The organism is Halochromatium roseum (assembly GCF_016653315.1).
Lineage (GTDB): Bacteria > Pseudomonadota > Gammaproteobacteria > Chromatiales > Chromatiaceae > Lamprobacter > Lamprobacter roseus.
The window spans coordinates 22,189-46,435 of the sequence record NZ_NHSH01000046.1; the positions used below are offsets into that span (position 1 = coordinate 22,189).

Consider the following 24,247-nt stretch of genomic DNA (forward strand, 5'->3'; position numbering starts at 1 on the left):
TCGCAGCATCCGGGCCGCACCTCCCTCATCATGACCGTGCTTGGCCACGGCAGATACCGGCTTTGTCCCGGCAAGATTGACCAAGCGGATCAGACAACTATACTTTCTAAACGCGCCGCCGACTCATCTGTGCGTGTGGGTGCGTCGAGGCAGTGCCGTTCAGCGTCGGCCTTGCCTACAACAACAAGCTGAGAAAACCAACCGAAGAAGTATGAAGGCGTAGAGGAGTTTCCGATGATCACAGGTATCGTCAAATGGTTTAACAACGCCAAGGGCTATGGCTTCGTCCAACCCGATGGTCGTGATGAAGATGTCTTCGTGCACTTCTCGTCGATCGAGATGGACGGCTACAAGACCCTGAAAGAGGGGCAGAAGGTCCAGTTCGAGGTCTCACAGGGGCCAAAGGGGCTGCATGCTGCAACCGTGCAGCGGGCGATGCAGTAGTCGCAATCGAGGACTCAGCTCAGGCCCTGCCAAACTGGACGCTGGGTCTGTCAATTGGCAACAGAAACCGCCGCGGCTCGCGCGAGCCGCGGCGTATCAGCGTCAGCCCATCTTGGCAATGACGGCGTTGCCGAAGGCCGAGCAGCTCAACTTGGTCGCTCCCTCCATTAAGCGTTCGAGATCGTAAGTCACCGTCTTGCTGGCGATCGAACCCTCGATGCCCTGAATCACCAAGTCCGCTGCCTCAGTCCAACCAAGGTGGCGCAGCAGCATCTCGCCCGAGAGCAGTAACGAACTGGGGTTGACCTGATCCTTGCCGGCGTACTTGGGTGCCGTGCCATGGGTCGCCTCGAACATGGCCACGGTGTCTGAGAGATTGGCGCCCGGCGCCATGCCGATACCGCCGACCTGAGCGGCGAGGGCATCGGAGATGTAGTCGCCGTTGAGGTTGAGGGTGGCGATGACGTCGTAGTCCTTCGGCCGCAGGAGGATCTGCTGCAGGAAGGCGTCGGCGATGACATCTTTGACGACGATCTCCTTGCCGGTGGTTGGATGTTTGAAGCGACACCAGGGGCCGCCATCGATCAGCTCGGCGCCGAATTCCTCGCGCGCGAGTTCGTAGCCCCAGTCTTTGAACGCGCCCTCGGTAAATTTCATGATGTTGCCCTTGTGCACCAGGGTCACCGAGTCGCGCTGGTTATCGATCGCGTACTGGATCGCCTTGCGCACCAGGCGTCTGGTGCCATCACGCGAGACCGGCTTGATGCCGATGCCGGAGCTGGCTGGGAAGCGAATCTTGGTCACGCCAAGCTTGTCTTGGAGGAAGTCGATGAGGGTCTTGGCCTCATCGGAGCCAGCGGACCACTCGATGCCGGCGTAGATGTCTTCTGAGTTCTCACGGAAGATCACCATGTCGGTGTCTTCAGGGCGTTTCAGGGGGCTTGGCGTGCCCTGAAAGTAGCGCACCGGGCGCAGGCACACGTAGAGGTCGAGGCGCTGGCGCAGCGCGACATTGAGCGAGCGGATGCCGCCACCGACAGGCGTGGTCAGCGGGCCCTTGATCGAGACCACATAGTCACGAACCGCGTCGAGGGTCTCGTCCGGTAGCCAGACATCTGCCCCGTAGACCTTGGTCGCCTTCTCGCCAGCGTAGATCTCCATCCAGGCGATCTGGCGCTGTCCAGCATAGGCCTTGCTGACAGCCGCATCCAAGACCTTCTTCAACACGGGAGTGATGTCGACGCCGATGCCGTCGCCCTCGATGTAAGGGATGATGGGCTGGTCCGGGACATTGAGACTGTGATCGGGATTGACGCGAATCGGCTCGCCGGTCGCTGGCACCTGGATCTGTTCGTAGGCCATGGTCGTGATGCTCCTGTTGATCGAATGCCCTGGATATTACCATCGCCGACGCGGCCGATGGGTTGCCGGTCGAGTCGATTGGTCTGCGGATACCCCCTTGTCTTAGCAGCATGGACATGTCATATCAGCGGCAATTCTGAGTCTATATGCTATTTGGGGAATCCTTGATGTCTGATGCCCGTAATGTCCTGGGTGAGCCACTCGAGATCTGCTCCACCGAGCCCATGACGGGCTTCATGCGCGATGGTGCCTGCGCGACTGGGCCTGAAGATATCGGCTCGCATACTGTCTGTGCGCGAGTGACGCGCGAGTTCTTGGAGTATTCGAGGTCGCGGGGCAATGACCTGATGACGCCAATGCCTGCCTTTGGCTTCCCAGGCCTGAAGCCCGGTGATCGTTGGTGTCTTTGCGCAGCACGTTGGCAGGAGGCATTCGAGGCTGGTTGCGCGCCGCGGGTGGCCTTGCGCGGCACCCATGAGCGTGCTCTCGAGGTTTGCGATCTCGGGGATCTGAAGCGGCACGCGGTCGACCTCTCTTAGGCGGCCTAGTGATGGCGTCGACTGCGTTGCGAGGTCTGCTGGCGCGATTGGGACTGACCCTGGTCGGTGTGTTGGGACTCAGCGCCTCAGTCGCGGCGATGTCGGTGCTGCCGGGCTGCGTGGTTCGCCAGGCTCAGGACGAACCTGCATTGGCCGCGCAGCCCTCGACGCCGCTGTTGGCCGATGAGGTCTTGGTCAAGAAGGGCCAGCGCCGGCTCTATCTACTGCGTGATGGCAAGCCGTTTCGCACCTATCGCGTCGCCCTTGGCTTTGCGCCGGAGGGCCACAAGGAGCGCGAGGGTGATGGCCGCACGCCAGAGGGGCGCTATGTGCTCGACTGGCGCAATGCGAGCAGCCGCTTCACCAAGGCGATCAACATCTCTTATCCCAACGCCGAGGATCGTGCTCGCGCGGCGATGCGCGGCGACAGCCCCGGAGGCGCGATCATGATCCATGGCGAGCCGCGTCGCCACATTGATCCGGCGTTGGCTGATCTGGTCCGCTACGAGGATTGGACCGAGGGCTGCGTGGCGGTCTCGAATCTGGCGATGGATGAGATCTGGCGCTATACCCTGGATGGTACGCCGATCGAGATTCGCCCTTGAGAGACCTGATATCGCGCGGGCAGGGTGTCCATTTCGGGGCGATTGCGGGGCGGGGTGGTTGGAGCAGGCTGCGACTTGACAGCGAGGCGAGTGATGATCAAAACGGCGATGGGCGATTGCAAGATCCGGAGGCGTCTACTGGGGCATTTCAGGCCAAGGCCGTTGCTATCGCTGCTGACCTCGGTGAGCTTGACGATGACGCTGCTGTCTTGCGCAACCGCCCCGGAAACGGGGCGGCGACAGCTGTTGCTCGTGAGTCCGGTGGAGGAGGCCCAGCTGGGGCTGCAGGCGTTTCAGCAGCTGAAGCAGCAGAAACCGGTGGTGACCAAAGGCAAGGATGCCGCCATGCTCCAGCAGGTTGGTGGGAGGATCAGCCAGGTGGCGCCGCTGCCGGATGCGCGCTGGGAGTTCGTACTGTTCAAAGACCAGTCGCCGAATGCCTTCGCGCTGCCCGGCGGAAAGGTTGGCGTGAATACCGGCATCTTGCCGATCACCAAGGATGAGGCCGGGCTAGCAACGGTGATCGGCCATGAGATTGCGCATGCGGTGGCGCGCCATGGTGCGGAGCGGATGTCGCAGGGCATGCTGGTGCAGTTGGGCGGAGCCGGACTCTCCGCCGCGTTGGGCTCGAACCCGGGCGCGACCGGCGATCTCGTCATGCAAGCGTACGGGCTCGGTAGCCAGCTGGGAGTGATGCTGCCGTATTCGCGGATTCAGGAGCTGGAGGCTGACGAGCTGGGGCTGTTGTACATGGCCCGAGCTGGCTATGACCCGCGCGAGGCGATCGGGTTTTGGACTCGTTTTGCGGCCTACAACGCGAAGCGGGGCGGGGCGCCGCCCGAGTTCTTGAGCACGCACCCGATGGATCAGCGGCGTATTGAGGCGCTTGATCGGGTCATGCCGCGGGCAGTCGCCGAGTATGAGCGCGCTCGGTCGCGATGAGCGTTCGCTGAGGCCGGTTGATTTTTTTGATCTAACTTTTTGGCCGAGCTTTTTTGGCCGAGCTTTTTTGGTCTAACTCTTTGGTCTAACGGTGGAACGTCTCGATGCGTTGGCTGGCATTGCCTGTGGCGTTGGTGATCTTGGCGGGGTTGGCCTACGGGCTCTGGCCGCGTGGTCCGATGCCCGCTTCAAGCGGCTTTGATGCGACTGCGCTGGCCGCGGCGCTTGCTGAGTTGTCCAGCGAGCCAGGGCCAGCGGCGGTCGCTGCTAACGCGCCGGTGTCGTTCCCCGCGGATCATGGCGCGCACCCAGAGGCTCGAGCGGAGCTTTGGGAAGTAAGCGCGGTGCTCCAAGATGCGAACGATCGGCCGGTCGCAGTGCGGCTGACGGTGGCGCGGCTCGGGCTGTCTGATCGGGCCGAGCCGCGAGCGTCGGCGATGGCTGCGGATGCCCTGTTTGCCGGTGAGCTGGTGGTGACCGCGGACGGCGACATGAAGGCCGGCGCGCTGCGCGAGCAACGCGTGAGCCGTGCCGCGCTGGGGCTGGCTGGTGCTGGGGCGGATCAGGCTGGTGTCGAGCGGGTTTGGATCGAGCAGTGGACGCTTTCGCGCGAGGCGGGGGACTCGGTGATGCTGCGTGCGGCCGCCGGCGAGGTTGAGCTGACGTTGGGCTTCTCGCCGCTGAAGCCGCCGCTGGTCCTCGATCCGCAGGCGTTCGCTAGTTCGACCTCTGAGGATGGGTCGGCAGCGTTGCGCCTTTACAGCCAGTCGCGTTTGGCCGTATCGGGGAGTCTGCGCCTAGAGGGCGTCGAGCAGCCGTTGCAGGGCTTGGGTTGGCTAGACCATGGCTGGGGAGACTTGTCAGAGGCACTGTCTGGAGGGCGCGGCCAGTTGGTGGCGAATCGCTTTCAGTTGCAGCTAGACGATGGCTCCGAGCTGGCCTGCTTGCATCTGCGTCGGCGCGGTGGCGGTGGCACCCCCATCCCGAGCTGCGTGCTGATCGGAGTCGATGGCAAGCAAGAGGTTTTGCAGCGCCGCGATCTGACACTGGCGGCAACAGACGCTGCATGGGTGGCTGTGGGTGGCGTTTCCTATCCTCTCGGTTGGCGGCTGATGATCCCCGCGCGCGAGCTGGAGCTGGAGATTAAGCCATTATTTGCTGGTGAGGGCTCAGGGCCGGCCCCGACAACACTGATGCAAGGCGATCAAACCTGGCGTGGCGCGGTCGAGGTGGATGGACGGCGCGGCGCCGAGGCGCTTGCTGGTCATGGGCGCATGGACCTTAATGGCTACGCTGAAGACGAGTTTGTGGGAACCTGAGCGATCCAGGGCCTGTCGGTGTTGAACAGAGAGGCCAGAGGCTGTCAACAAAGCAGCAGGGCTGTTACCAAAAGGGCGATTACTCGTGTTAACAAAGATCGACATTCGGTGTCATCGCCTCTGGCTCGCTGGCGTGATCCTGGTCATCAGTCTTGGGTTTCTGATCGGCTGTGATCGTGGTAAGCCGGTTGCGGTCACCAAGGCCGAGCCTGGGCCGATCCCTGAAACCCCGCAGCGCCCTGGTGATCCAGAGGTCGGCTACGACGTCCTGGTGAACCGGGCGGTGGTGACCTGCGGCCTACCTTACGACGCCTATGTTGAAGTGAGTGCTGGTGGAACCTTCGATCCAGCGTCCGATCATGCGCTTGCCGGTCGGCGTGGGCGCAACGCTGAGCTACCCTACGCGCTGACTGCCTTCACCGCTGAGAGTGGCGTGGAGCTGGTCACCAGCAACTGCCTCGGTTGTCATGCCGCGCCCTTGAATGGCAAATTGGTGATCGGACTCGGCAATGAGTTTCTCGACTTCACCGCTGATCCGGTGATGGCGGTCGAAGGTGCTGGCGCCTATGTTGATGGCGAGGCTCAGGCGGCAGAGTGGCAGCGCTGGGCGGATCGCATCGGGGCGATTGCGCCTTGGTCGATGACCGATACCATCGGTGCCAACCCGGCGCAGGCGATCACGCTTGCGTTGATGGCGCATCGCGACCCGGAGACGCTGGCCTGGTCCGATGAGCCGCTCTTGCCGCTGCCGCCGACTGAGGTTCTACCGGCCAGCGTGCCACCCTGGTGGAACGTCGGTAAGAAGCACGCGATGTTCTACAACGGCGAGGGGCGCGGCGATCATGTCGGCTACATGATGCTGGCGTCGACCACCTGCACCGATTCGGTCGCCGAGGCGCGTGAGATCGATGCCTGGTTCAAAGACGTGCGCGCCTATCTGGCAACGCTCGAGGCGCCCGCTTATCCCTATCCGATCGATGCGGAGCTGGCCGCCGAGGGCGAGCGCCTGTTCAAAGCGGAGTGCACCGAATGCCATGGTCGCTACGGCGAGCGTGAGCGGTACCCGAATGAGTTGGTTGCGTTGGACGAGGTCGGTACCGATCCGGCGATGGCTGAGCAAGCGTATCGGCATACGGACCGTTTCGCGCGTTGGTTCAATGCCTCGTTCTATGGTCGAAATGCCGATGCGCAGGCCGGGCTTGGCTATGTAGCGCCGCCCTTGGATGGCATCTGGGCGACGGCGCCCTACCTGCACAACGGCGCTGTGCCAACGCTGGCGGCGCTGCTCGACAGCCGTGAACGTCCGACCTACTGGCGCTTCGAGAGCGCCAGCCCAGACTATGACCAAGCCGAGTTGGGCTGGCGCTACGAGCGGCTCGAGCAGGGCCGAGAACAATTCGCGAGCCTGGATGAGCAGAAATGGGTCTACGACACCACCCGCCGCGGCTATAGTAATCAGGGCCACGATTTCGGCGATCTGCTCAGCGCTCAAGAACGCCTTGCGCTGCTGGAGTATCTGAAGACGCTATGAGCGAGCGCAATCGCGAGTATTGCGATATCGCGAGCATCCCGACCCACAACGCTTCGCCGCGAATCCTGATCGAACATCACGGTCGCAACGAAGTGACGGCAAAAGACGGCAAAAAAAGACTTGCGCAAATCTCGGTCTATGCCTATAGTAGGCGGCTCAGTTGCGGGGTGGAGCAGTCAGGCAGCTCGTCGGGCTCATAACCCGAAGGTCGCAGGTTCAAATCCTGCCCCCGCTACCAACTTATCCTACCAAAAGCCCAAATCGTCCAAAATCGACGATTTGGGCTTTTTCGTCGCAGTCGCGAGAATTCCCATCAAATCCCCGTAGAGATCGATCGCAAGTTGGTCTTTGCCGTCAATCGGGGTCGGTAGGATCATGTCGATCAAGCTCCCCAGCCTCGCCACGATGAACGTCACTCGTGAGCGCCGGGCTCGGATCTCCTCAAAGTAACCTGAGGCCATCATGGGGTGGACTAAGGTAGTGGGCTTCTCAGGCTGGTTGAGGATCGCTTCGAACTCCTCTCAACGCTGGGCGGTCTGCTCGAGCCCCCGGATTGCTTCAGCCCGAATGCCGTTATTGATCCTGGATGGATGAACTCAGGCGTTGACGTCGGTTCAAGCCTCGCCCACTCGCGGTTTTCATCCGAACGACTATCCTGTAAGACAGCCCTTTCAGCAATCCAAAAGGTTCGAGGGGGCTTGCATCGAACGTCGAACTCATCTAGGAGTCGATAGATGGCCGTCCACACTGACCTGAAGCCGGTTGCCCTGATCTGGATGTTACCTGCCATCCTGCTGTCATTCATGCCTGCAGCGGGATCGGCGGCTCTCTGCACGACGCGCGATTTCTCCGCTGCAGAGCAGCGCGTCACCGAGGCCTATGTCGCTTATTATGGGCGCCCCGCGGATGCGGCGGGACTGGCCTATTGGGCGGATCGGCTGGAGGCCGACGGCGGCGATTTGGCGAGCATTATCGACGCCTTTGGCGTCTCGGCGGAATTCGACGACCGCTTTGGCAGCCTCGATCATACCCAGTTGGTCACCAACCTCTATCAGCAGCTCTTCGGGCGTGATCCAGATCCCGCCGGGCTCGCCTTCTACACCGGTGAACTCGATGCTGGTCGCATGGGTTTGCAAACCATCGCGCTGAACATCCTCGACGGCACGCAAGGCGATGACGTGCCGGTGCGGGATCATCGGCTACAGGTGGCCAACTATGTCGTCTCTTGTCTCGAGCAAGGTCATGTCGTCTACCCACCCATCGATACGGCGGTTGCGATCATGGCCGATGTCGATGCCGAGAGCAGCTCGGTTGAGCGCGCCGTTGCTGCCGTCGACGCCTTAGCCCCGTCGACCAGCGCCAGGCTGCAGCCTGAGGACCTGGTCTATCAGGGCGCGTTCAGGCTGCCGGACAGCTTCGATTGGGGGGCGCGTGGCATGGGCTACACCCCCACAGGCGACAGCGGCAGCGGCTCCTTGCTGGTGACCGCTTTCCAGGGTCTGGTGAACGCGACGGGTGAGCCCTGCTGGGAGGGCATGACCGGTTGCGAGGCACGCTTCGGTGAGGTCGCGATCCCGGCGTCCGAGCGGGGAGCGAGCGCGTCGACCTGGGAAACGCTGCCCGTTGCGAGCCTGCTATTCGGCCCAACCGCCTTCGATGGTGGGCTTGCGGGCAGGGCGGACGATGAACATTATGTCTTCGTCGCTGGCATCGAGCAGATCGCCGTGCCGGGCTTGAGCGAACGGATGCTCTACGGCAGCCTGAATCAGTGGTATCCCGAGGGCGTGTTTGGCGACGCCAGTTTCCCAACCCTCTGGCGCAGCGACGAGAACGGCGCCAATGCCGAAGGACTGTTCCACGTTGGCCCAAGCGCCGACCCGATCTATCACGGACGCAAGATGGGCGAGTATCTGTTCGCGGTTCCGCAGTGGTATGCCGATGCCGCGCTCGGCGGCCGAAGGCTGATCACCGGCCGCGCACGCGGCACACCGCTACAAGCCGACCCAGACACCAATCCGGCGGCTGGTGGCTCGCAAGGCCCCACCCTGTTCGCCTTCCCGGCCGAGGCCAGCGCGCCCGCCGGGGCCGAGCTTGACGCCTTGCCCTTGCTCTACTATCGCGCCCGCTACCCGGACTGCGCCGGACCGGACATCGGCGTCGGCGGGCAAGTCGTCAGCTGCGATTTCCCCGGCTATAGCATGTCGGATGACTGGACCGGCGCCGGCTTCGTCAGCGATGGCAGCCGGCATGCGATTGTGATCCTCGGTCTGAAGGCCAGCACCAACTGCTACTACTGCGACCCTGCTGAGCCCGATCCAGAGTGTCCGGTCAGTCCCGCGCCCGAGGAGTGCCGGCGTTGGTGCAACGAAAGCCGCGGCTACCACGGCGGTCCCTATCGCCGCCAGGTCCTGTTCTACGACATCGATGAGCTGGCCGCAGTGGCCGCCGGCAGCCGCGAGCCTTGGTCAGTGCTGCCCTATGCCACCTGGGAGCCCCACGAGCTGCTGCTCCAGCCGGTCGATGGCAACGTCTGCGCCGGCACGGGTGGCGTCGCCTTTGATACCGATGGTCAGCGCCTATTTTTGGTCGAGCGCGGCTTGGGTGGTTACGACAACATCAACGCTGCTGTGGTCCATGTGTGGCAAATACCCTAAGCCAGGGTGGAGATAACATGACGATCAATGCACTCGACGCTGGCCTGCTTGGCCTGCAGCGCGGTTTCCAAACGGTGGGCAATGCTACCGGCAACATCGCGCGGCACACCAGCGGCTGCTCGCCAAGCGCACATCGCTCTTGCTGCCGTGCTTCCATGGCAGCGCCGGCAGGGTTGATTTGCACCCGGCAGTCACTCAGGATACGAATCCCTTTTGCCGTTGGATAACCTGCTCACCCATGCCCCTGTTTCATGCTCGACAAGGTCGCCTGACGCTACTCGCAACGCTTGGCCTCATCGGTTCGACGCTCGTGTTCGCGGCTGATCCACCCAAAGCCCCGCCCAAGCAGGGCTTGGCGAACCCGGCATCGGTGAACTGCATCAAGCTTGGAGGGACGCTGGACATACGCACGCGCCCCCATGCCGGCCAGTATGGCGTCTGTGTCTTCGAGGACAATCGCCAGTGCGAGGAATGGGCCTTGTTGCGCGGCGACTGCCCTGCAGGTGGCATCAAGGTCACCGGCTACGACAGCGATGCCGAGATCTACTGCGCCATCACGGGTGGCGAGGTTGATATGCAGACTGGCAGTTGTCAGAGCGCCGAGGGTGTGCGTTGCGGGCTGGAGGCCTTTTTTGCTGGACGCTGCCCAGCGTCTCGCTGAGTATCACGGGTCTCCTGCTTGGACCAACGACCCAGGTTGGCGATCACAGACTGAGGCGCGGTTGAGACCGCCACACCGAGACGGGCGATGAGCATGCAACCGCATGAGCGGCATTCACTGCTTGCGGCAGCTTGGCACGCGCTGATCGACACCGAACAGCGACCGGCGAAGCTGCGGCTAAACGGCCTTTTGGGCGCCTTACCCCTCTTGCTATGCCTACTGACGGGGTGCGCCATCGATGGGGCTCAAGACGTCCGCTTCGTGACTGATCCTGTTGGAGGATCAGACTCGACGTCGAACGTTTCCTGGACGGAGGTGGTCGGCATCGAGCGCGGCCTTCCTGGCGGCCGGGCTTACTGACCGCGCTTGCCTCTCTTTGGTCGTGACAGTTCCTTTAGTCTTCGCGTTCATCTTTGGGGGTGTTTTCATGAACACGTCCGAGCGACCGACCGTCAAGAAACCGACGTACTCCAGAAATCGTTCACGTGGCGCATCTCAAACCTGGCCGCGGTGTCAGGCCGATACGGATCTAGACCCGGAAGACGATCTGATCGTTTCGGCGAGACTCATTGAACGGGTTCTCGGTGGCGATCCAGAAGAGCAGCGTCACCGCGCTGAGCAGGATCGACTCATGCAATTGGAGCGTGCGTGCAAGGAAACCAACCAGCAGGTGAGCCAGCTACTGGACAAACTGAACGCGCGCAGCAAAACGCCGAGCAACCGCCCAGCGTCGCAGGAGCTGCAGGAGTTGTCGCGTCCGCAGGAAAAGACTGCAGCGGTCGCGCAGCAAACGGACGACATCCCGCGACACCAGTCACTCCTCTTCTGGCGCGATATTCAGCAACTGATCGACGCCTGCTATCACGTCAGCACCACACTGCTTGAAGGCGGCCCTGAAGCTCAACGAATTGCCCGGCGATTGCAGACGCGGTCAGTCGGGCTCGCGACGCTGATCGCCGATGGTTATCCGGGGTCGGCAAGTGGTCATCACACTGACAAAGGCCCACCATGGCAAGCCGTGCTCGTTGAGGTCGATGCGGTGATCGCAGCCATCAAGAACGATCTGGAGCAAAGCATAGAACTGGCTGCCGCAGCGGATGTTACGAACGCCCTGTGCGCCTGTGGCGCGGCGTCGGCGAAGATCGCCTTGGAATTTGGCGAATGACCGAGTGCGAGAATCCCGATGGGCTTGACCAACAATGCCGCTTATGCCGCGCGCGGCATAAGCGGCATTGTTGTTGCCAACGCTGTCGAGCTGGATCGGCCTCTCCTGAGCCGCGCCTTCCCGCGATGCTTCAAACCTCAACGCTTGAGAATCACTGCGAGCATGAATTACCAGCCAACGCTGTCATCCTTCGTCTCAAGACCGACGCTCTCGGTGCGGCTGCGCTGGCTGCTGTTGGCGATGATGATCTCCATCACCGCCGTCCAAGCCGAAGACGCCGAGATCGCTGCCCTGTTCGCAGAGGCAGGTGTGCAGGGCACACTCGTGCTCAGCCGTCTCGATGGCCAAGCGGTTATCGTGCACAACGCAGCACGGGCCAAGCAACGCCTGCCAGTTGCCTCTACCTTTAAGATCTTCAATACGCTGATCGCCTTGGAAGAGGGCGCGATCAGCGGCATCGACGAAGTCATGCGCTGGGACGGCCGCCAGCACCCTTATCCGGCCTGGAACCAGGATCAAACCCTCAAGAGCGCCTTTGCCGTTTCTTGCGTCTGGTGCTATCAGCGCCTGGCCGAGCGCATTGGCGCAGAACGCTATCGCGTCCATCTGGCTCAGGCCGACTATGGTGTACTTGAAGAGCCCTTTGTCACGAACGCGTTCTGGCTCGACGGCAGCCTCACCATCAGCGCCCAAGAGCAGGTGCGCTTCCTGCGCCAGGTTATCGAGCGCCGGCTGCGCTATCGCCCCGAGACCTACGCTGGCCTGCGCGCCATCATGCTGGCCGATGAGGGCCAGGATTACCGCTTGTTTGCCAAGACCGGCTGGGCCGCGCGCGCGACACCCCAGATTGGCTGGTACGTCGGTTACGTCGAGACAGCCGATGCCACCTGGATCTTCGCTCTGAACATCGACATCCAGGATGAGTCCGATCTGCCCTTGCGTCAGGCCCTGGCCCGCGCGAGCTTACAGGCGAAAGGGATCATTGACCGATGAGCCTGTTCGCCTGAGCCTAAGTCCGGCCGACGGCGGAGCCGGGTCTGGAAGGAGAGATCGAGGCCATAGGCGAGATGAACACCCAGCAGTGTCAGCAGCCCGAAGGCCAGGGCAATACCTGGATGATGGCCAAGCAGCATCCCGAGCTGTCCGCCGATGAGTGCAACCAGCGCTGCGATGGCGGCGGGCAGAGGAAGCACGAACAGGGGCCAATCCGCTTGTGAGGCGCCCGCTTGTGTCAGGTCGCGTTTGGTCTTGTCGGGTACGATCACGGCCAGGACGATCGGCCGCCGCTAGAGTGCCGAAGGCCTGCGCGTTGAGATCACTTCAGGCTGCAAGCCGAGGCATGGATGGTATTGCCCATGCGGTACTTGATCCTGCAACTGAAACTCACTGGGTCGCCGATCTGCAGCTTGGCGATCTCGGCCTGGGCCTTTTGAGGAAAGTGACAGCTGATCCACTGGTTGGGCGCGCCCGCGTCGAGCAGGACGATGGGGGCCCCCATGATCGCCTGCTTGAGCCCCGCCACCCGGCCGTCGATGCCGATACGGCGGCCGTTGTAGCTGTCTTCGGCGACGATCTCGTTTTGCTCGTAAGCCTGAAAAAGCGCACTTGCCGTGATGGTTTCCGCGTGCGCTGAGCTTGGCAGGATCAGTACAAGGATGAGCGTCAGCGCAAAAGGGTGTCGGCTCGGGATCATCGGGTCGATGCTTCTGATCAGCCGGCTGCTGCTGTCGATGATGTTTCGGACAACGATGCTTGGTAACGCGTTCAACCTTGCACTCTCCCAGACGGTCTATGGTGATTTCGGTCGTGACACAGGCCAATCGTAGCGCATCTTTACCAAGGGTTTCGGCGTTCAACCGGCGGTGCGAGCGCTGCCGCCCCTACAATCCCAGTTTGGCACGACCTAGTTTGGCACGAGCATGACGAACCGATCCCGCAGGCGGTCGGCAGAGATAGATCGTGCTCCTTTGCGCCTGCGCGGATGGTCCCCATGATGTCTTTATTCATCTAGGTTCATTCATCTAGGGTCATCCTGCTCGGCTCGCCATTCGCGGTTGGTCGGCGCGTTCGCCAAGGGTTGTCGACAATGGAGCCGAAAGACGCTACAAAAAACCAAGGTTTCAAAGGGTTTACGAACGAAAATTGTCCGTTTCTGCCCTGTCATTCTGGGGTCAAACGAGAATTTAACTGCCTTTTTTGTTATTGTCCCCTGATCGCGTACGACTGTCCTGGACCCTACGAGGTCTTCACCGACGCTCAGGGTGTGACCAGAAAGGACTGCACCGCTTGCACGCTTCCCCATGATGGCTACCAGGCCTCTTGGGCCTTCATCCAAAAATGGCTCGCGAAGCCTGTGGTCTGGGATGGCCAGCCTCAGCATGAGCGATATAGGCGCAAGGCGCGCCTCAAGCCGGATCAGCTTCCGGAACAGATACCGAAGGCGGCAGACGGCAGGGAAGACTGATTGCCGCGATGGACACTACATGCCGCAGTTGCGCCGGCGATAGGCTGATAGCCTAGCCGCCGGCCTTGTTAACCGGAATCTCACGCGATTCATCTTTCGGGGTGACGGCGCGCCATCTGATACTGGCGCTTGCGCGGCTGCGATCTGAACGCGGCCCGTCTTGGCCTGCTGACCGCCAGCGGCTGCGGACCCTCATTTAACCACCGGACCCAGCAACTTGTTATGAGTGATCGAACCAACCTCCTGAAGCAACGCCTCGAACAGACCATCCTCATCCTCGACGGTGCCATGGGTACCATGATCCAGCGCCGCAAGCTGGAGGAGGGCGATTACCGTGGCGAGCGCTTCAAGGATTGGCCGAGCGATCTCAAGGGCAACAATGACCTGCTGGTGCTAACCCGGCCTGACCTGATCGCCGACATCCACGGTGAGTACCTGGCCGCCGGTGCCGACATCCTCGAGACCAATACCTTCAACGCGACCCGCATCGCGATGGCCGATTACGGCATGGAGGAACTGGCGTACGAGATCAACGTCGAGGCCGCGCGACTGGCCCGCAAGACCGCCGACGGCTACGCAACGCCCGACAAGCCGCGCTTCGTCGCCGGCGTGCTCGGCCCGACCAACCGCACCGCGTCGATCTCGCCGGATGTCAATGATCCGGGCTTCCGCAACATCGATTTCGACACCCTGGTCACGGCCTATGCCGAGTCGACCCGCGGGCTGATCGAGGGCGGTGCTGACATCATCCTGGTCGAGACCGTGTTCGACACGCTGAACGCCAAGGCGGCGCTGTTCGCGGTCTGGAAGGTGTTCGACGAGGACGGCGTTGAGCGGCCGATCATGATCTCCGGCACCATCACCGACCAGTCTGGCCGCACCCTGACCGGGCAGACCACCGAGGCCTTCTACAACTCACTGCGGCATGCCCAGCCGCTGAGCATTGGTCTGAACTGCGCGCTCGGGCCGCAGGAGCTGCGTCCTTATGTCGAGGAACTGGCGCGGATCGCCGAGTGCCGGGTCTCGGCGCATCCTAACGCCGGCCTGCCGAACGAGCTCGGCGGCTATGACCTCGGCCCCGAGGAGATGGCCGAGGAGGTCAGCGACTGGGCGCGCAGCGGCTTCCTGAACATCGTTGGCGGCTGCTGCGGTACCGGCCCTGAGCACATCAAGGCGATTGCCGAGGCGGTCGCCGGGATGACCCCGCGCGAGGCCAAGGTGCTGGAGCCGGCCTGCCGGCTCTCTGGTCTGGAGCCGATGAACATCAAGGCCGACAGCTTCTTCGTCAACGTCGGCGAGCGCACCAATGTCACCGGCTCGGCGCGCTTCAAGCGGCTGATCAAGGAAGAGGATTACGATACCGCGCTGAGCGTGGCGCTGGAACAGGTCGAGGGTGGCGCCCAGGTCATCGACATCAACATGGACGAGGGCCTGCTGGAGTCGGCCGAGGCGATGCACCGGTTCCTGAATCTGACCGCCGCCGAGCCGGACATCGCGCGGGTGCCGGTGATGATCGACTCCTCGAAATGGGACGTGATCGAGACCGGCCTCAAGTGCGTGCAGGGCAAGGCCATCGTCAACTCGATCTCGCTCAAAGAGGGCGAGGAGAAGTTCATCGAGCAGGCGCGACTCTGCCGGCGCTATGGCGCGGCAGTGATCGTGATGGCCTTCGACGAGGTCGGTCAGGCCGATACCCAGGCGCGCAAGGTCGAGATCTGCACCCGCGCCTACAAGATTCTGACCGAGCAGGTCGGCTACCCGGCCGAGGACATCATCTTCGACCCCAACATCTTCGCCGTCGCCACCGGCATCGAGGAGCACAACAACTACGCGGTCGACTTCATCGAGGCCACGCGCGAGATCAAACGCACCCTGCCGCATGCCAAGGTCTCTGGCGGCGTCTCCAACGTCTCGTTTTCGTTCCGCGGCAACAACCCGGTGCGCGAGGCGATCCATGCCGTGTTCCTCTACCACGCCATCAAGGCTGGGATGGACATGGGCATCGTCAACGCCGGCCAGTTGGCGATCTACGATGATCTGCCCGAGGAGCTGCGCGAGGCGGTCGAGGATGTGATCCTTAATCGCCGCGACGACGCGACTGAGCGGCTCTTGGATCTGGCGCCCAAGTACAAGGGCGACGGCTCCAGCGCCGAGAAGGTCGAAGACCTCGAATGGCGCGGCTGGCCGGTGAACAAGCGGCTTGAGCACTCGCTGGTCAAGGGCATCACCGAGTACATCGAGGAAGACACCGAGGCCGCGCGCCAGGCCGCCGAGAAGCCGCTGCACGTCATTGAAGGGCCGTTGATGGACGGCATGAACGTGGTCGGCGACCTGTTCGGCGCCGGCAAGATGTTCTTGCCGCAGGTGGTCAAATCGGCGCGGGTGATGAAGAAGGCGGTGGCCTATCTGTTCCCCTATCTGGAGGCCGAAAAAGAGGCCTCTGGCACCCAGCACGAGAGCAACGGCCGCTTCCTGATCGCGACGGTGAAGGGCGATGTGCACGACATCGGCAAGAACATCGTCGGCGTGGTGCTGCAGTGCAACAGCTACGAGGTGATCGATCTGGGTGTGATGGTGCCGACCGAGACCATCCTGCAGCGGGCACGCGAGGAGAAGGCGGACATCATCGGCCTCTCCGGTCTGATCACGCCGTCGCTCGATGAGATGGTCCATGTCGCCAAGGAGATGAAGCGTCAGGGCATGACCCAGCCGCTGCTGATCGGCGGCGCGACCACCTCCAAGGTGCATACCGCGGTGAAGATCGCGCCACAGCGCGAGGAGCCGGTGATCTATGTGCCCGATGCCTCGCGCGCGGTCGGCGTGGTCTCCAACCTGCTGAGTAAGACCCAGCGCGATGGCTATGTCGCCGGTATCGTCGAGGAGTACGAGCAGGTGCGCCAGCAGCGCGCGGCCAAGGGCAAGACCAGCAAGCTGATGAGCCTGGCCGATGCGCGCGCGAACAAGACCGAGATCGACTGGGCCAGCTATGAGCCGCCAAAGCCGGCGATCCTGGCGGCTGGCGCTGAGCGAGGGCAGGGCGTTGATGCGGCTGCAGCGGCACAAGCGGCACAGGCAGCTGGTGGTGCAGCCGATAAGCTAGCCAAGAGTGCAGGCAGTCCAACGGGAGCGGGCGGCAGCGATCCAGCGACGGCACTCGCGGCTGCGCTGCCGGGGCTCAATGCCAAGGACATCAAGCTCGAGCGCAGCGGCGATGCGGTGATCCTGACCCTCGACAACTACCCGCTCGACGATCTGGTCAACTACATCGACTGGACGCCGTTCTTCAAGGCCTGGGAGCTGGCTGGTAAGTATCCCGCCATCCTCACCGATGAGATCGTCGGCAAGGAGGCGCAGCAGCTATTCGATGACGCGCGGCCCTTCCTCGAGCGGATCGTCAAGGAGCGCTGGCTGCAAGCACGCTGCGTCTGCGGCTTCTTCCCGGCCAATCGGATTGGCGATGACGATATCGCCATCTACTCCGACGAGACCCGTAGCGAGGTCAGCGCAACGCTGCGCATGCTGCGCCAGCAGATGCAGCGCACCGCCGGTCGCGGCCAGCCGAACGTCAGCCTCGCCGACTACGTGGCCCCAGCGGATTCCCGCAAGCGCGATTGGATCGGCGGCTTTGCGGTCACCGCCGGCATCGGCATCGACGAGCACCTGGAGCGCTTCGAGGCCGATCACGACGACTACAGTTCGATCATGCTCAAGGCCCTGGCCGACCGCCTCGCCGAGGCCTTCGCCGAGCGGCTGCATGAGCTGGTGCGCACGACGCTCTGGGGCTACAAGCCCGGCGAGCAGCTGGATAACGACGCGCTGATCGCCGAGAAGTACGAAGGCATCCGCCCGGCACCCGGCTATGCCGCCTGCCCGGACCACACCGAGAAGGGCACCCTCTGGGATCTGCTCAAGCCCGATCAGCGCATCGGCCTGACCATCACCGAGAGCTTCGCCATGCTGCCCACTGCGGCGGTCTCCGGTTGGTACTTCGCGCACCCGCAGTCGCGTTACTTTGGCACCGGCAAGATCATGAAGGACCAGGTCGAGGACTACGCCCAGCGCAAGGGCTGGACGCTGGAGCAGGCCGAGCGCTGGCTGTCGCCGGTGTTGGGCTATGATCCGGAGTAGGAGCGCTTTCGCTCAGCGTCGCATCAGGTAACCAACCATGACCGATAACATTGAGCATCTGATCTTGGAGCAGTTTCGTGCCTTACGAAATCAGATCGCGAGCCTTCAAACGGAGATGCGCGGTGAGTTTTCTGAGGTCAAACATCGGCTGAATCGGCTCGAGACCTCGGTTGCCGGCGTGCGACGCGATGCAGTTGGACAGGCGGAAGACGTCGCGCTTCAGCAGGCGATGATCGATCGGCTTGTTGAGCGGATTCAGCGCATTGAGCAGCGTCTTGAGCTACGCGAGGGTTAGGGAAAGGTAGAGCGGAGGTCAACATGTCGACTGATCTAACGATTGAGATTTTGCGCGAGATCCGTGACGGCATTAGTGGTCTGCGTACTGAGTTCATCGAGCGGCTCGATCAGACGAACGCGCGGCTCGATCAGACCAATGCCAGGCTCGATCAGACGAATGCCAGGCTCGATCAGACCAATGCGAGGCTTGGTAACGTTGAGCAAGGGCTTGCCGACCTCGGCAAGTTCATGCGCCAGATCGCGTTAGATCAGGCCAAGCATGAGCGTTTCCATACGCATCATGTCGAGATCCTCGAGGAAGACGTGAAGGACCTGAAGACCCGCGTCGAGAATCTGGAGGCCAGGCACTGATCGACCTCGACTGCCGACGCTGTCTTGATCGAGGAGAGCCGGTCGCGTCGATCAGCTGCAAGGGAATGGGTGGCGACCAGTGCTTTGGGTGCTGAGTAGACCAATGACCAACCACGTCTGATCTGAATGCGTGTCATTGTTGCTGAAAAGCCCAGTGTCGCCCGCGATCTCGCGCGCATCCTTGGCGCAACCTCGCGGCGTGAGGGTTACCTCGAGGGCCAGGGCTGGCGGGTGACCTGGGCGCTGGGCCATCTGGTGCATTTCGCTGAGCCGGATGCCTATGGCGAGGCCTGGGCCGGGCGCTGGTCGTTCGCGCAGCTGCCGATGCTGCCGGAGCGCTGGCGGCTGCGGACCGACAAGAAGACCGCGGCCCAGTTCAAGGTCGTCAAGGCGCTGCTCACCGATCCCGGCACCGAGCGGGTGATCTGCGCGACCGATGCTGGGCGCGAGGGCGAGTTGATCTTTCGTCTTATCGCTGAACATGCGCGTTGTCGCAAGCCGGTACAGCGGCTGTGGATCTCGAGCCTGACCGATGCAGCGATCCGCGCTGGTCTCGCGCAACTGCGCGACGGTCATGACTATGATGCGCTGGCAGCAGCGGCACGCGCCCGTGCTCAGGCCGACTGGCTGATCGGCATGAATCTGACCCGTGCCTATACCGTCCACAATCGGGTGCTCTGCACCATCGGACGGGTGCAGACGCCGACCTTGGCGATGATTGTTGTCCGCGATCAGGCCATCGATGCCTTTGTGCCGACGCCGTTCTATGAACTGATCGCGCAGTTGGCCGAGGGCTTCGAGGCCAAGTACCACAAGCCGCCGCCCAGTCAGCAGGCGGGACAGCAAACAGGCCAGCAGGCGGGACGACAAGCAGACGGGCAAATCGCCAAGCGAGCAGGCCAGCGCGGAGAGCAGCAGGGAGGTCCGCAGAGCGGCCCGCCGCGAAATCAGCATGGAGACCAGCAATCCGATAACCGGTCGGGTCAAGCAGGCCAGCCAGTCCAACCAGGTCTGCCAAGCCAGCCAGGCCAGCCAGCGAACAGCGATGCGCGTGAGCATCCGACTCGGCTCGACAACAAGGCCGAGGCCGAGGCACTGCGCGATCGACTGCGCGAGCGCATTCGCCCGGAGAACCTGGGGACGGTCGTCTCGGTCGAGACCAAGCCGCAGCGCAACCGCCCACCGCCGCTGTTCGACCTCACCACGCTGCAGCGCGAGGCCAATCGGCGCTACGGCTTCACCGCCGCCAAGACCCTGGAGCTGGCGCAGAGCCTCTACGAGACCCATAAGCTGATCAGCTATCCGCGCACTGAGAGCCGCCACATCGGCGAGGATCTGGTGCCGCAACTGCCCGGCATCCTGCAGCAGCTCGACCATCCGCTTGCAGGCGAGGCCCTAGCGCGATTAGCCGGTGGTCATCGGCTCGGGCGCGCCTATGTCGACCAAACCAAGCTGACCGACCACCACGCCATCCTGCCGACCGCCACGCGGCCACCATCCGCGCTACCCGAGCCGCTGCGGCGCATCTATGACTTGGTGGCCGCGCGCTTCGTCGCCGTGTTCCTGCCTGATCAGCGCGTCGATGAGACCGAGGTTCAGCTCGATATCGGCGGTGAGACCTTCATCGCCAAGGGTCGGGTGGTGACCGATCCAGGCTGGACGCGCGCCGATCCGCGCCAGCTCGGGCGAGTCGATGGAGCGGCCGCGGCTGGCGCTGCTGGACGGCACCAGGGCCGATCACAGCCCGGAGGCTCGGCACAACAAGCGCATGAGCAACAAGCACGCGGGCCACAGGCGCAGGCAGGTCGCTCCAGCGCTGATGAAGCCGACTTACTGCCGGCTTTGACTCAGGGGCAGAAGGTGCATGTCGCCTCATTGAGTCTCGTTGAGCGGGAGACGCAGCCGCCAAAGCGATTCGAGGACGCGACCCTGCTCAACGCGATGAAGTATGCCGGCCGCGAGATCGAGGACAAGGCCTTGGCCGCGGCGATGAAGGGCGCCGGACTTGGCACCCCGGCAACCCGCGCCGAGACCATCGAGAAGTTGATCCGCACCGGCTATGTCGAGCGCCAGCGCAAGCAGCTCGTCGCGACCGAGAAAGGGCGGGCGCTGATCGGTCTGGTCGCCGAGCCGCTGAAGAGCGCCGAGCTGACCGCCGGCTGGGAGCAGCGCCTCAAGGATATCGAGGAAGGGCGCGCCGAGGCGGCTGCCTTTCATGCCGATATCAATCGCTTCGTGACCGAGCTGATTCCGCAGGTAGCGCGCGGCGCCACGCTGCCACCTGAGCAGGTGGCGGCAGCGCGGGCGGCGCGTGGGACAGCCACATCGACCTCCTCCGGTCGTTCGCGCAAGAAGGCGTCTCCTGGCGACAGTGCGGGACGTCGAGGGCGTTCCGGGGGGCGCCAACTGCAAGGCGCGCGCCCCTCCGATTCAGGTATTCGCGGGCGCGCCACTGCGCCCGCGCCGCCAAAGCTAACAACGCCGCGAGAGCCGCGAGCGGATGCGGCGAGCGCGTTTTCAGCGCAGCTCGCCGAGATCCGCACAGCCTTGCACTTGAGGCCACTGGGCTGTCCGAAGTGTGGTCAAGGCCAGCTCATCGTCGGGCGCCGCGGCTATGGCTGCTCACGCTGGCGCGAGGGCTGCGACTTCGTGATCTGGCAGGTCATCGCCGGACATGCGTTGAGTGAGGCCGAGCTGCGCGCCTTGGTCGAACATGGCAAGACAGCGCCGATCGAGGGACTGCATGCGGATGACGGCCGCTCCGGCCGCGCTGTCCTCAGTCTTGGCCAGGATGGCCAGGTGGCTCCGGTCTGGTAACGCCTGCGATGCCTTGCGACAATCGGCTGATGACGGTGATCAAACAGCTGGCCTTTGGAGACATGATCAATGGAAGCCCATAAGCTCAAGACGATCGATGATCTGCTGATGTCTGACGATGAGCGCGTCGAGCTGATCGGCGGCGAGATTGTTCAGCGGCCGATGGCGAGGTTTCAGCATGGGATGGTGCAGGGCAATGCCCGCGCCGAGCTCAATGCGCTCACCCGCAGCTCCGGTCCCGGCGGCTGGTGGATTGCCACCGAGGTCAGCGTTGCTTACGAAGCGCACGAATGTCCATCGCACGATCTCGCAGGATGGCGCAAAGAACGGCTGCCGGGCATGCCGAGTGGAGTCATGGATCTGGCGCCGGATTGGGTGTGCGAGATCGTCTCTCCCGGCCATGAGCGCAAGGACACGCTGCACTTGCCGCTGCTGCTGCAGCGACACAAGGTGCCCTATTACTGGCTGATCTGGCCTGAGGACCGCACCCTGATCGCGCACGCCCTCGAAGACGGCCACTACAAGGTCATCGCCACCCTCAAGGATGAGACCAGCGCCCGCATCCCGCCGTTCGAGGCGATCGAGTTGGACCTGGCCTATATGCTTGGCATGGAGTAGGAACGTTATGCGCAACAGCTTGAGCAGCTCGCTATCCGTCTCGCTATCCGCCTCGCTATCCGTCTCGCTCATCACGGGCAGCGGCCAACAGCGCTTCGGCCCAATCCGGCAGAGGATCAAGATGCTGCAGGACACGGCCATCTTCGATCGACAAAACGGGCACAAAAGGATTGTCCGCGAAGGAATTATCGTAGACCCGGAGCTGATCACAGAGCGCAAGGGATGTCTTGACCTGCGCGAGCATTCTCGGGATTCGGCTGATCACCTTTTCATCCGGCACCCGATGGCCGCCTTCGGCGACCCGTTCCGCGATCCGGGCCTGGTTGAGCTGGGCGCTGTCGAGGTGAATCAGCACCATGATCACCCGGTATCCCAAGGCCTTGGCATGAGCGACGAAGTCGATCTTCGAGGGATGGGAATAGACTGTCTCGAAACAGAAGCTCGCGCCACTGAGCAGCAGGCGGTGGCGCTGCTGCTCGGCGAGCCTGGCGGCGTCGTAGCTGTGTGCTTCGGGTGCCTCTGGATAGACAATCCGAGCGAGGATGTCGGCATTGACGAAGGGCAGGCCGAGCGGCTCTAGGTAGAGGTGATAGAAGGTGCTTTTACCCGCTCCGTTGCCGCCGACGAGCAGCCAAAGCTGTTTAGCGTTGGTCAAACCGCCTGCTCTTCGAGCGGGACGAACACACCCTGGCGCAAGGTGCCAAGGGTACGCAGGCCGTTGGCGTCGATCTGCTCCAGATAGCCTGGATGCGTGCGCGAAGCCTGATAGCGTATCGCGGCCTGAGTGACCTTCTGCTGCAGCGCCCCGGAGCGCCGATCCGTCTCTACAGCCGCGAAGACCGCCTCGGAAGCGATGGGCTGAGCCATGATCGGCTCGACGCGCAGCCGTGCCAAGCCTGCGGCGACATCTAACAGGCTCTGTGGATCGACAAAACCGGCGATTTGCTGCCCCAGCGAGGCCCAGTATTCGATCTGTTCAGCGGCACTGCGATGAAGCTGCGATCCAGCCAGGCTAGCGCTTTGCATCAGGTTTTCTTGGAGCCGGACAGGGGAGGCGGATTTCGGCATGGTCCTGTTCTGCTTGCTTGCGCAGACTCTGCTCGGGTTCGGGGACATCAGCACTGTAGCAGATTGCTACAACGCGTCATAGACCCCGGTGCGGCGATCCTTCAGCTCATAGTCGCGCACCGTTTCTAGCAGCTTGAGTACCTTGTCCAGTCTAACGCCGTGCTGTTCGCGCAGCGCTCGCAGCAGTTGCCGGTCGTCATCAGCCAGTGTCATAGAGGCCTCTCCCTATTTGCCAGAGGGCTTGCCGGCAGGCAGGCGTTCGATCAGTTTATCGAAGTCGCTGCCCGCCTGGTCCTGCTTGCTGATTCGTCGTTGGCGGAATTTCGCATACTCGTCTTCCGCCCGCTGCTGCGCCATCTGGTGCGAGATCTTGCCCGCATGGGTCAGGATCTGGCGGTCGTTGATGTTCAGGAAGGCGTCGAGCTTGGCGACCCAATCGCCCATGTGCATCGGGATGCGGCGCATGGCCTGGCCCTCGGCGAAGATCAGGTATTGCTCAACCAGGTTGTTCAGGGCTGCCAGCTCGTCTTCGGTCAGGTAGTTCTTGGCGATGCCCGCGTCCTGCTTGCGGATCTTGGACCCGCGCCAGTTGGTCAGGCCCATGTTGGGCTGCTCGGCATCGGCGCGGCTATGGACGATCTCGGCGGCGGTCTGGCCGGTAATGGCCCAGTGCATCTTGTTCTGCACCGTCTGAAAGAAGCGGATGCTGATGTCCAGCGTCGGGTCGTAGTCGATGCTGGTGGCGTAGATGTCGGTGATCTTCTGGTAGAAGCGCCGCTCCGAGGTGCGGATGTCCTGGATGCGACGGGTCAGCTCCTCGAAGTAATCGAAGGGCTGGTCCGGATTCCGCAGACGCTCGTCGTCCAGCACGAAGCCCTTGATGATGTATTCCTTCAGCCGCTGGGTGGCCCAGATCCGAAAGCGCGTCGCCACATGGCTCTTCACCCGGTAGCCGACCGAGATGATCATGTCGAGGTTGTAGTGGTCGAGGTTGCGCTGGACCGCTCGACCACCTTCCTGGCGAACCGACAAGAATTTCTTGTTGGTTGCCTCCGCAGCCAACTCTCCCTCGTCATAGACGTTGCGGATATGCTGGCTGATGTTCTGCTGTGTCGTCTGGAACAGATCGGCCATGAGCGGCTGCGTCAACCAGACGGTCTCATCCGCCAACCGCACATCGATCTTGATGCGCCCGTCCTCGGCCGCGTAGACCAGGAACTGGCCCCTGGCGTCGTCGTCAGATGGCTGGTCCTTCTTCATCGTGTATCCTCCCAAATCTCGA

Annotated in this window: 23 protein-coding genes and 1 tRNA gene; 18 read left to right on the forward strand and 6 right to left on the reverse strand. The window is 62.7% G+C overall.

Features of this window, described 5'->3' with window-relative positions:
- The first annotated feature begins 234 nt into the window (after positions 1-234).
- Positions 235-444, forward strand: coding sequence for a cold shock domain-containing protein CspD (gene cspD / locus CCR96_RS06620; RefSeq protein WP_201219069.1), 210 nt, complete (start codon positions 235-237; stop codon positions 442-444).
- A 102-nt stretch (positions 445-546) separates the two neighbouring features.
- Here the strand turns inward: cspD and icd are convergent, their stop codons facing one another.
- Complete coding sequence (gene icd / locus CCR96_RS06625; RefSeq protein WP_201219071.1) at positions 547-1,806, reverse strand: NADP-dependent isocitrate dehydrogenase; 1,260 nt, start codon at positions 1,804-1,806, stop codon at positions 547-549.
- 167 nt (positions 1,807-1,973) lie between these two features.
- On the opposite strand from icd, the gene CCR96_RS06630 reads away from it, so the two are divergent.
- The 11 genes from CCR96_RS06630 (at position 1,974) to CCR96_RS06680 (ending at position 12,439) form a co-directional block, all read left to right on the forward strand.
- Positions 1,974-2,345 (forward strand): DUF2237 family protein, encoded by a 372-nt coding sequence (locus tag CCR96_RS06630; protein WP_201219073.1) that lies wholly within the window; start codon positions 1,974-1,976, stop codon positions 2,343-2,345.
- Between the two features lie 11 nt (positions 2,346-2,356).
- Positions 2,357-2,950 carry a L,D-transpeptidase family protein gene (locus CCR96_RS06635; protein ID WP_242518661.1) on the forward strand — a complete coding sequence of 198 codons (594 nt, stop codon included), beginning with the start codon at positions 2,357-2,359 and terminating at the stop codon, positions 2,948-2,950.
- A gap of 93 nt (positions 2,951-3,043) precedes the next feature.
- Positions 3,044-3,892, forward strand: coding sequence for a M48 family metallopeptidase (locus CCR96_RS06640; RefSeq protein ID WP_242518663.1), 849 nt, complete (start codon positions 3,044-3,046; stop codon positions 3,890-3,892).
- 104 nt (positions 3,893-3,996) lie between these two features.
- Positions 3,997-5,211 carry a lipocalin-like domain-containing protein gene (locus CCR96_RS06645; RefSeq protein WP_201219081.1) on the forward strand — a complete coding sequence of 405 codons (1,215 nt, stop codon included), beginning with the start codon at positions 3,997-3,999 and terminating at the stop codon, positions 5,209-5,211.
- Positions 5,212-5,296: 85 nt separating this feature from the next.
- Positions 5,297-6,742, forward strand: coding sequence for a c-type cytochrome (locus CCR96_RS06650; RefSeq protein WP_338035833.1), 1,446 nt, complete (start codon positions 5,297-5,299; stop codon positions 6,740-6,742).
- A gap of 161 nt (positions 6,743-6,903) precedes the next feature.
- A tRNA-Met gene (locus tag CCR96_RS06655) sits at positions 6,904-6,980 on the forward strand.
- A gap of 496 nt (positions 6,981-7,476) precedes the next feature.
- Positions 7,477-9,396: a DUF4214 domain-containing protein gene (locus CCR96_RS06660; protein WP_201219082.1), complete on the forward strand. Its 1,920-nt coding sequence runs from the start codon at positions 7,477-7,479 to the stop codon at positions 9,394-9,396.
- Positions 9,397-9,634: 238 nt separating this feature from the next.
- Complete coding sequence (locus CCR96_RS06665; protein WP_201219084.1) at positions 9,635-10,057, forward strand: putative hemolysin; 423 nt, start codon at positions 9,635-9,637, stop codon at positions 10,055-10,057.
- Positions 10,058-10,484: 427 nt separating this feature from the next.
- On the forward strand, positions 10,485-11,222 hold the full coding sequence (locus tag CCR96_RS06670) for a hypothetical protein (protein WP_201219086.1): 738 nt from the start codon (positions 10,485-10,487) through the stop codon (positions 11,220-11,222).
- A gap of 240 nt (positions 11,223-11,462) precedes the next feature.
- Positions 11,463-12,215 (forward strand): class D beta-lactamase, encoded by a 753-nt coding sequence (gene blaOXA, locus CCR96_RS06675; RefSeq protein ID WP_338035837.1) that lies wholly within the window; start codon positions 11,463-11,465, stop codon positions 12,213-12,215.
- A 74-nt stretch (positions 12,216-12,289) separates the two neighbouring features.
- Positions 12,290-12,439 (forward strand): hypothetical protein, encoded by a 150-nt coding sequence (locus CCR96_RS06680; protein ID WP_201219090.1) that lies wholly within the window; start codon positions 12,290-12,292, stop codon positions 12,437-12,439.
- A 98-nt stretch (positions 12,440-12,537) separates the two neighbouring features.
- On the opposite strand, the gene CCR96_RS06685 is transcribed toward CCR96_RS06680, so the two are convergent.
- Complete coding sequence (locus CCR96_RS06685) at positions 12,538-12,915, reverse strand: OB-fold protein (RefSeq protein ID WP_201219092.1); 378 nt, start codon at positions 12,913-12,915, stop codon at positions 12,538-12,540.
- Between the two features lie 393 nt (positions 12,916-13,308).
- Between CCR96_RS06685 and CCR96_RS06690 the strand changes: the two genes are divergently transcribed.
- From CCR96_RS06690 to CCR96_RS06715, 6 genes are all read left to right on the forward strand, one after another.
- Positions 13,309-13,686, forward strand: a complete 378-nt coding sequence (locus CCR96_RS06690; protein ID WP_201219094.1) for a cysteine-rich small domain-containing protein — start codon at positions 13,309-13,311, stop codon at positions 13,684-13,686.
- A gap of 222 nt (positions 13,687-13,908) precedes the next feature.
- Positions 13,909-17,814 (forward strand): methionine synthase, encoded by a 3,906-nt coding sequence (metH, locus tag CCR96_RS06695; protein WP_201219102.1) that lies wholly within the window; start codon positions 13,909-13,911, stop codon positions 17,812-17,814.
- A 37-nt stretch (positions 17,815-17,851) separates the two neighbouring features.
- Positions 17,852-18,109 carry a hypothetical protein gene (locus CCR96_RS06700; RefSeq protein ID WP_201219104.1) on the forward strand — a complete coding sequence of 86 codons (258 nt, stop codon included), beginning with the start codon at positions 17,852-17,854 and terminating at the stop codon, positions 18,107-18,109.
- Positions 18,110-18,132: 23 nt separating this feature from the next.
- Positions 18,133-18,462 carry a hypothetical protein gene (locus CCR96_RS06705; RefSeq protein ID WP_201219106.1) on the forward strand — a complete coding sequence of 110 codons (330 nt, stop codon included), beginning with the start codon at positions 18,133-18,135 and terminating at the stop codon, positions 18,460-18,462.
- Between the two features lie 126 nt (positions 18,463-18,588).
- The gene (locus CCR96_RS06710) at positions 18,589-21,279 is read left to right on the forward strand and encodes a type IA DNA topoisomerase (RefSeq protein WP_242518665.1); all 2,691 of its coding nucleotides are present in this window, start codon (positions 18,589-18,591) and stop codon (positions 21,277-21,279) included.
- Between the two features lie 69 nt (positions 21,280-21,348).
- The gene (locus CCR96_RS06715; protein ID WP_201219108.1) at positions 21,349-21,897 is read left to right on the forward strand and encodes a Uma2 family endonuclease; all 549 of its coding nucleotides are present in this window, start codon (positions 21,349-21,351) and stop codon (positions 21,895-21,897) included.
- Between the two features lie 55 nt (positions 21,898-21,952).
- Here the strand turns inward: CCR96_RS06715 and CCR96_RS06720 are convergent, their stop codons facing one another.
- From CCR96_RS06720 to CCR96_RS06735, 4 genes are all read right to left on the reverse strand, one after another.
- On the reverse strand, positions 21,953-22,552 hold the full coding sequence (locus CCR96_RS06720) for an ATPase (protein ID WP_201219109.1): 600 nt from the start codon (positions 22,550-22,552) through the stop codon (positions 21,953-21,955).
- On the reverse strand, positions 22,549-22,965 hold the full coding sequence (locus tag CCR96_RS06725; protein WP_201219110.1) for a TA system antitoxin ParD family protein: 417 nt from the start codon (positions 22,963-22,965) through the stop codon (positions 22,549-22,551). Before CCR96_RS06725 ends, CCR96_RS06720 begins: the two co-directional genes overlap by 4 nt.
- A gap of 66 nt (positions 22,966-23,031) precedes the next feature.
- A complete protein-coding gene (locus tag CCR96_RS06730; protein ID WP_201219111.1) occupies positions 23,032-23,178 on the reverse strand; it encodes a DNA modification system-associated small protein in 147 nt (48 codons plus the stop codon).
- Between the two features lie 12 nt (positions 23,179-23,190).
- Positions 23,191-24,225: a virulence RhuM family protein gene (locus CCR96_RS06735; protein ID WP_201219112.1), complete on the reverse strand. Its 1,035-nt coding sequence runs from the start codon at positions 24,223-24,225 to the stop codon at positions 23,191-23,193.
- Between the last annotated feature and the right edge of the window lie 22 nt (positions 24,226-24,247).

Bases quoted from the DNA above. Each gene is read 5' to 3' on its own strand.
- cspD (WP_201219069.1), top strand. From the start codon at position 235: ATGATCACAGGTATCGTCAAATGGTTTAACAACGCCAAGGGCTATGGC.
- icd (WP_201219071.1), bottom strand. From the start codon at position 1,806: ATGGCCTACGAACAGATCCAGGTGCCAGCGACCGGCGAGCCGATTCGC.
- CCR96_RS06630 (WP_201219073.1), top strand. From the start codon at position 1,974: ATGTCTGATGCCCGTAATGTCCTGGGTGAGCCACTCGAGATCTGCTCC.
- CCR96_RS06635 (WP_242518661.1), top strand. From the start codon at position 2,357: ATGGCGTCGACTGCGTTGCGAGGTCTGCTGGCGCGATTGGGACTGACC.
- CCR96_RS06640 (WP_242518663.1), top strand. From the start codon at position 3,044: ATGATCAAAACGGCGATGGGCGATTGCAAGATCCGGAGGCGTCTACTG.
- CCR96_RS06645 (WP_201219081.1), top strand. From the start codon at position 3,997: ATGCGTTGGCTGGCATTGCCTGTGGCGTTGGTGATCTTGGCGGGGTTG.
- CCR96_RS06660 (WP_201219082.1), top strand. From the start codon at position 7,477: ATGGCCGTCCACACTGACCTGAAGCCGGTTGCCCTGATCTGGATGTTA.
- CCR96_RS06665 (WP_201219084.1), top strand. From the start codon at position 9,635: ATGCCCCTGTTTCATGCTCGACAAGGTCGCCTGACGCTACTCGCAACG.
- CCR96_RS06670 (WP_201219086.1), top strand. From the start codon at position 10,485: ATGAACACGTCCGAGCGACCGACCGTCAAGAAACCGACGTACTCCAGA.
- blaOXA (WP_338035837.1), top strand. From the start codon at position 11,463: ATGATGATCTCCATCACCGCCGTCCAAGCCGAAGACGCCGAGATCGCT.
- CCR96_RS06680 (WP_201219090.1), top strand. From the start codon at position 12,290: ATGAACACCCAGCAGTGTCAGCAGCCCGAAGGCCAGGGCAATACCTGG.
- CCR96_RS06685 (WP_201219092.1), bottom strand. From the start codon at position 12,915: ATGATCCCGAGCCGACACCCTTTTGCGCTGACGCTCATCCTTGTACTG.
- CCR96_RS06690 (WP_201219094.1), top strand. From the start codon at position 13,309: ATGGAGCCGAAAGACGCTACAAAAAACCAAGGTTTCAAAGGGTTTACG.
- metH (WP_201219102.1), top strand. From the start codon at position 13,909: ATGAGTGATCGAACCAACCTCCTGAAGCAACGCCTCGAACAGACCATC.
- CCR96_RS06700 (WP_201219104.1), top strand. From the start codon at position 17,852: ATGACCGATAACATTGAGCATCTGATCTTGGAGCAGTTTCGTGCCTTA.
- CCR96_RS06705 (WP_201219106.1), top strand. From the start codon at position 18,133: ATGTCGACTGATCTAACGATTGAGATTTTGCGCGAGATCCGTGACGGC.
- CCR96_RS06710 (WP_242518665.1), top strand. From the start codon at position 18,589: ATGCGTGTCATTGTTGCTGAAAAGCCCAGTGTCGCCCGCGATCTCGCG.
- CCR96_RS06715 (WP_201219108.1), top strand. From the start codon at position 21,349: ATGGAAGCCCATAAGCTCAAGACGATCGATGATCTGCTGATGTCTGAC.
- CCR96_RS06725 (WP_201219110.1), bottom strand. From the start codon at position 22,965: ATGCCGAAATCCGCCTCCCCTGTCCGGCTCCAAGAAAACCTGATGCAA.
- CCR96_RS06730 (WP_201219111.1), bottom strand. From the start codon at position 23,178: ATGACACTGGCTGATGACGACCGGCAACTGCTGCGAGCGCTGCGCGAA.
- CCR96_RS06735 (WP_201219112.1), bottom strand. From the start codon at position 24,225: ATGAAGAAGGACCAGCCATCTGACGACGACGCCAGGGGCCAGTTCCTG.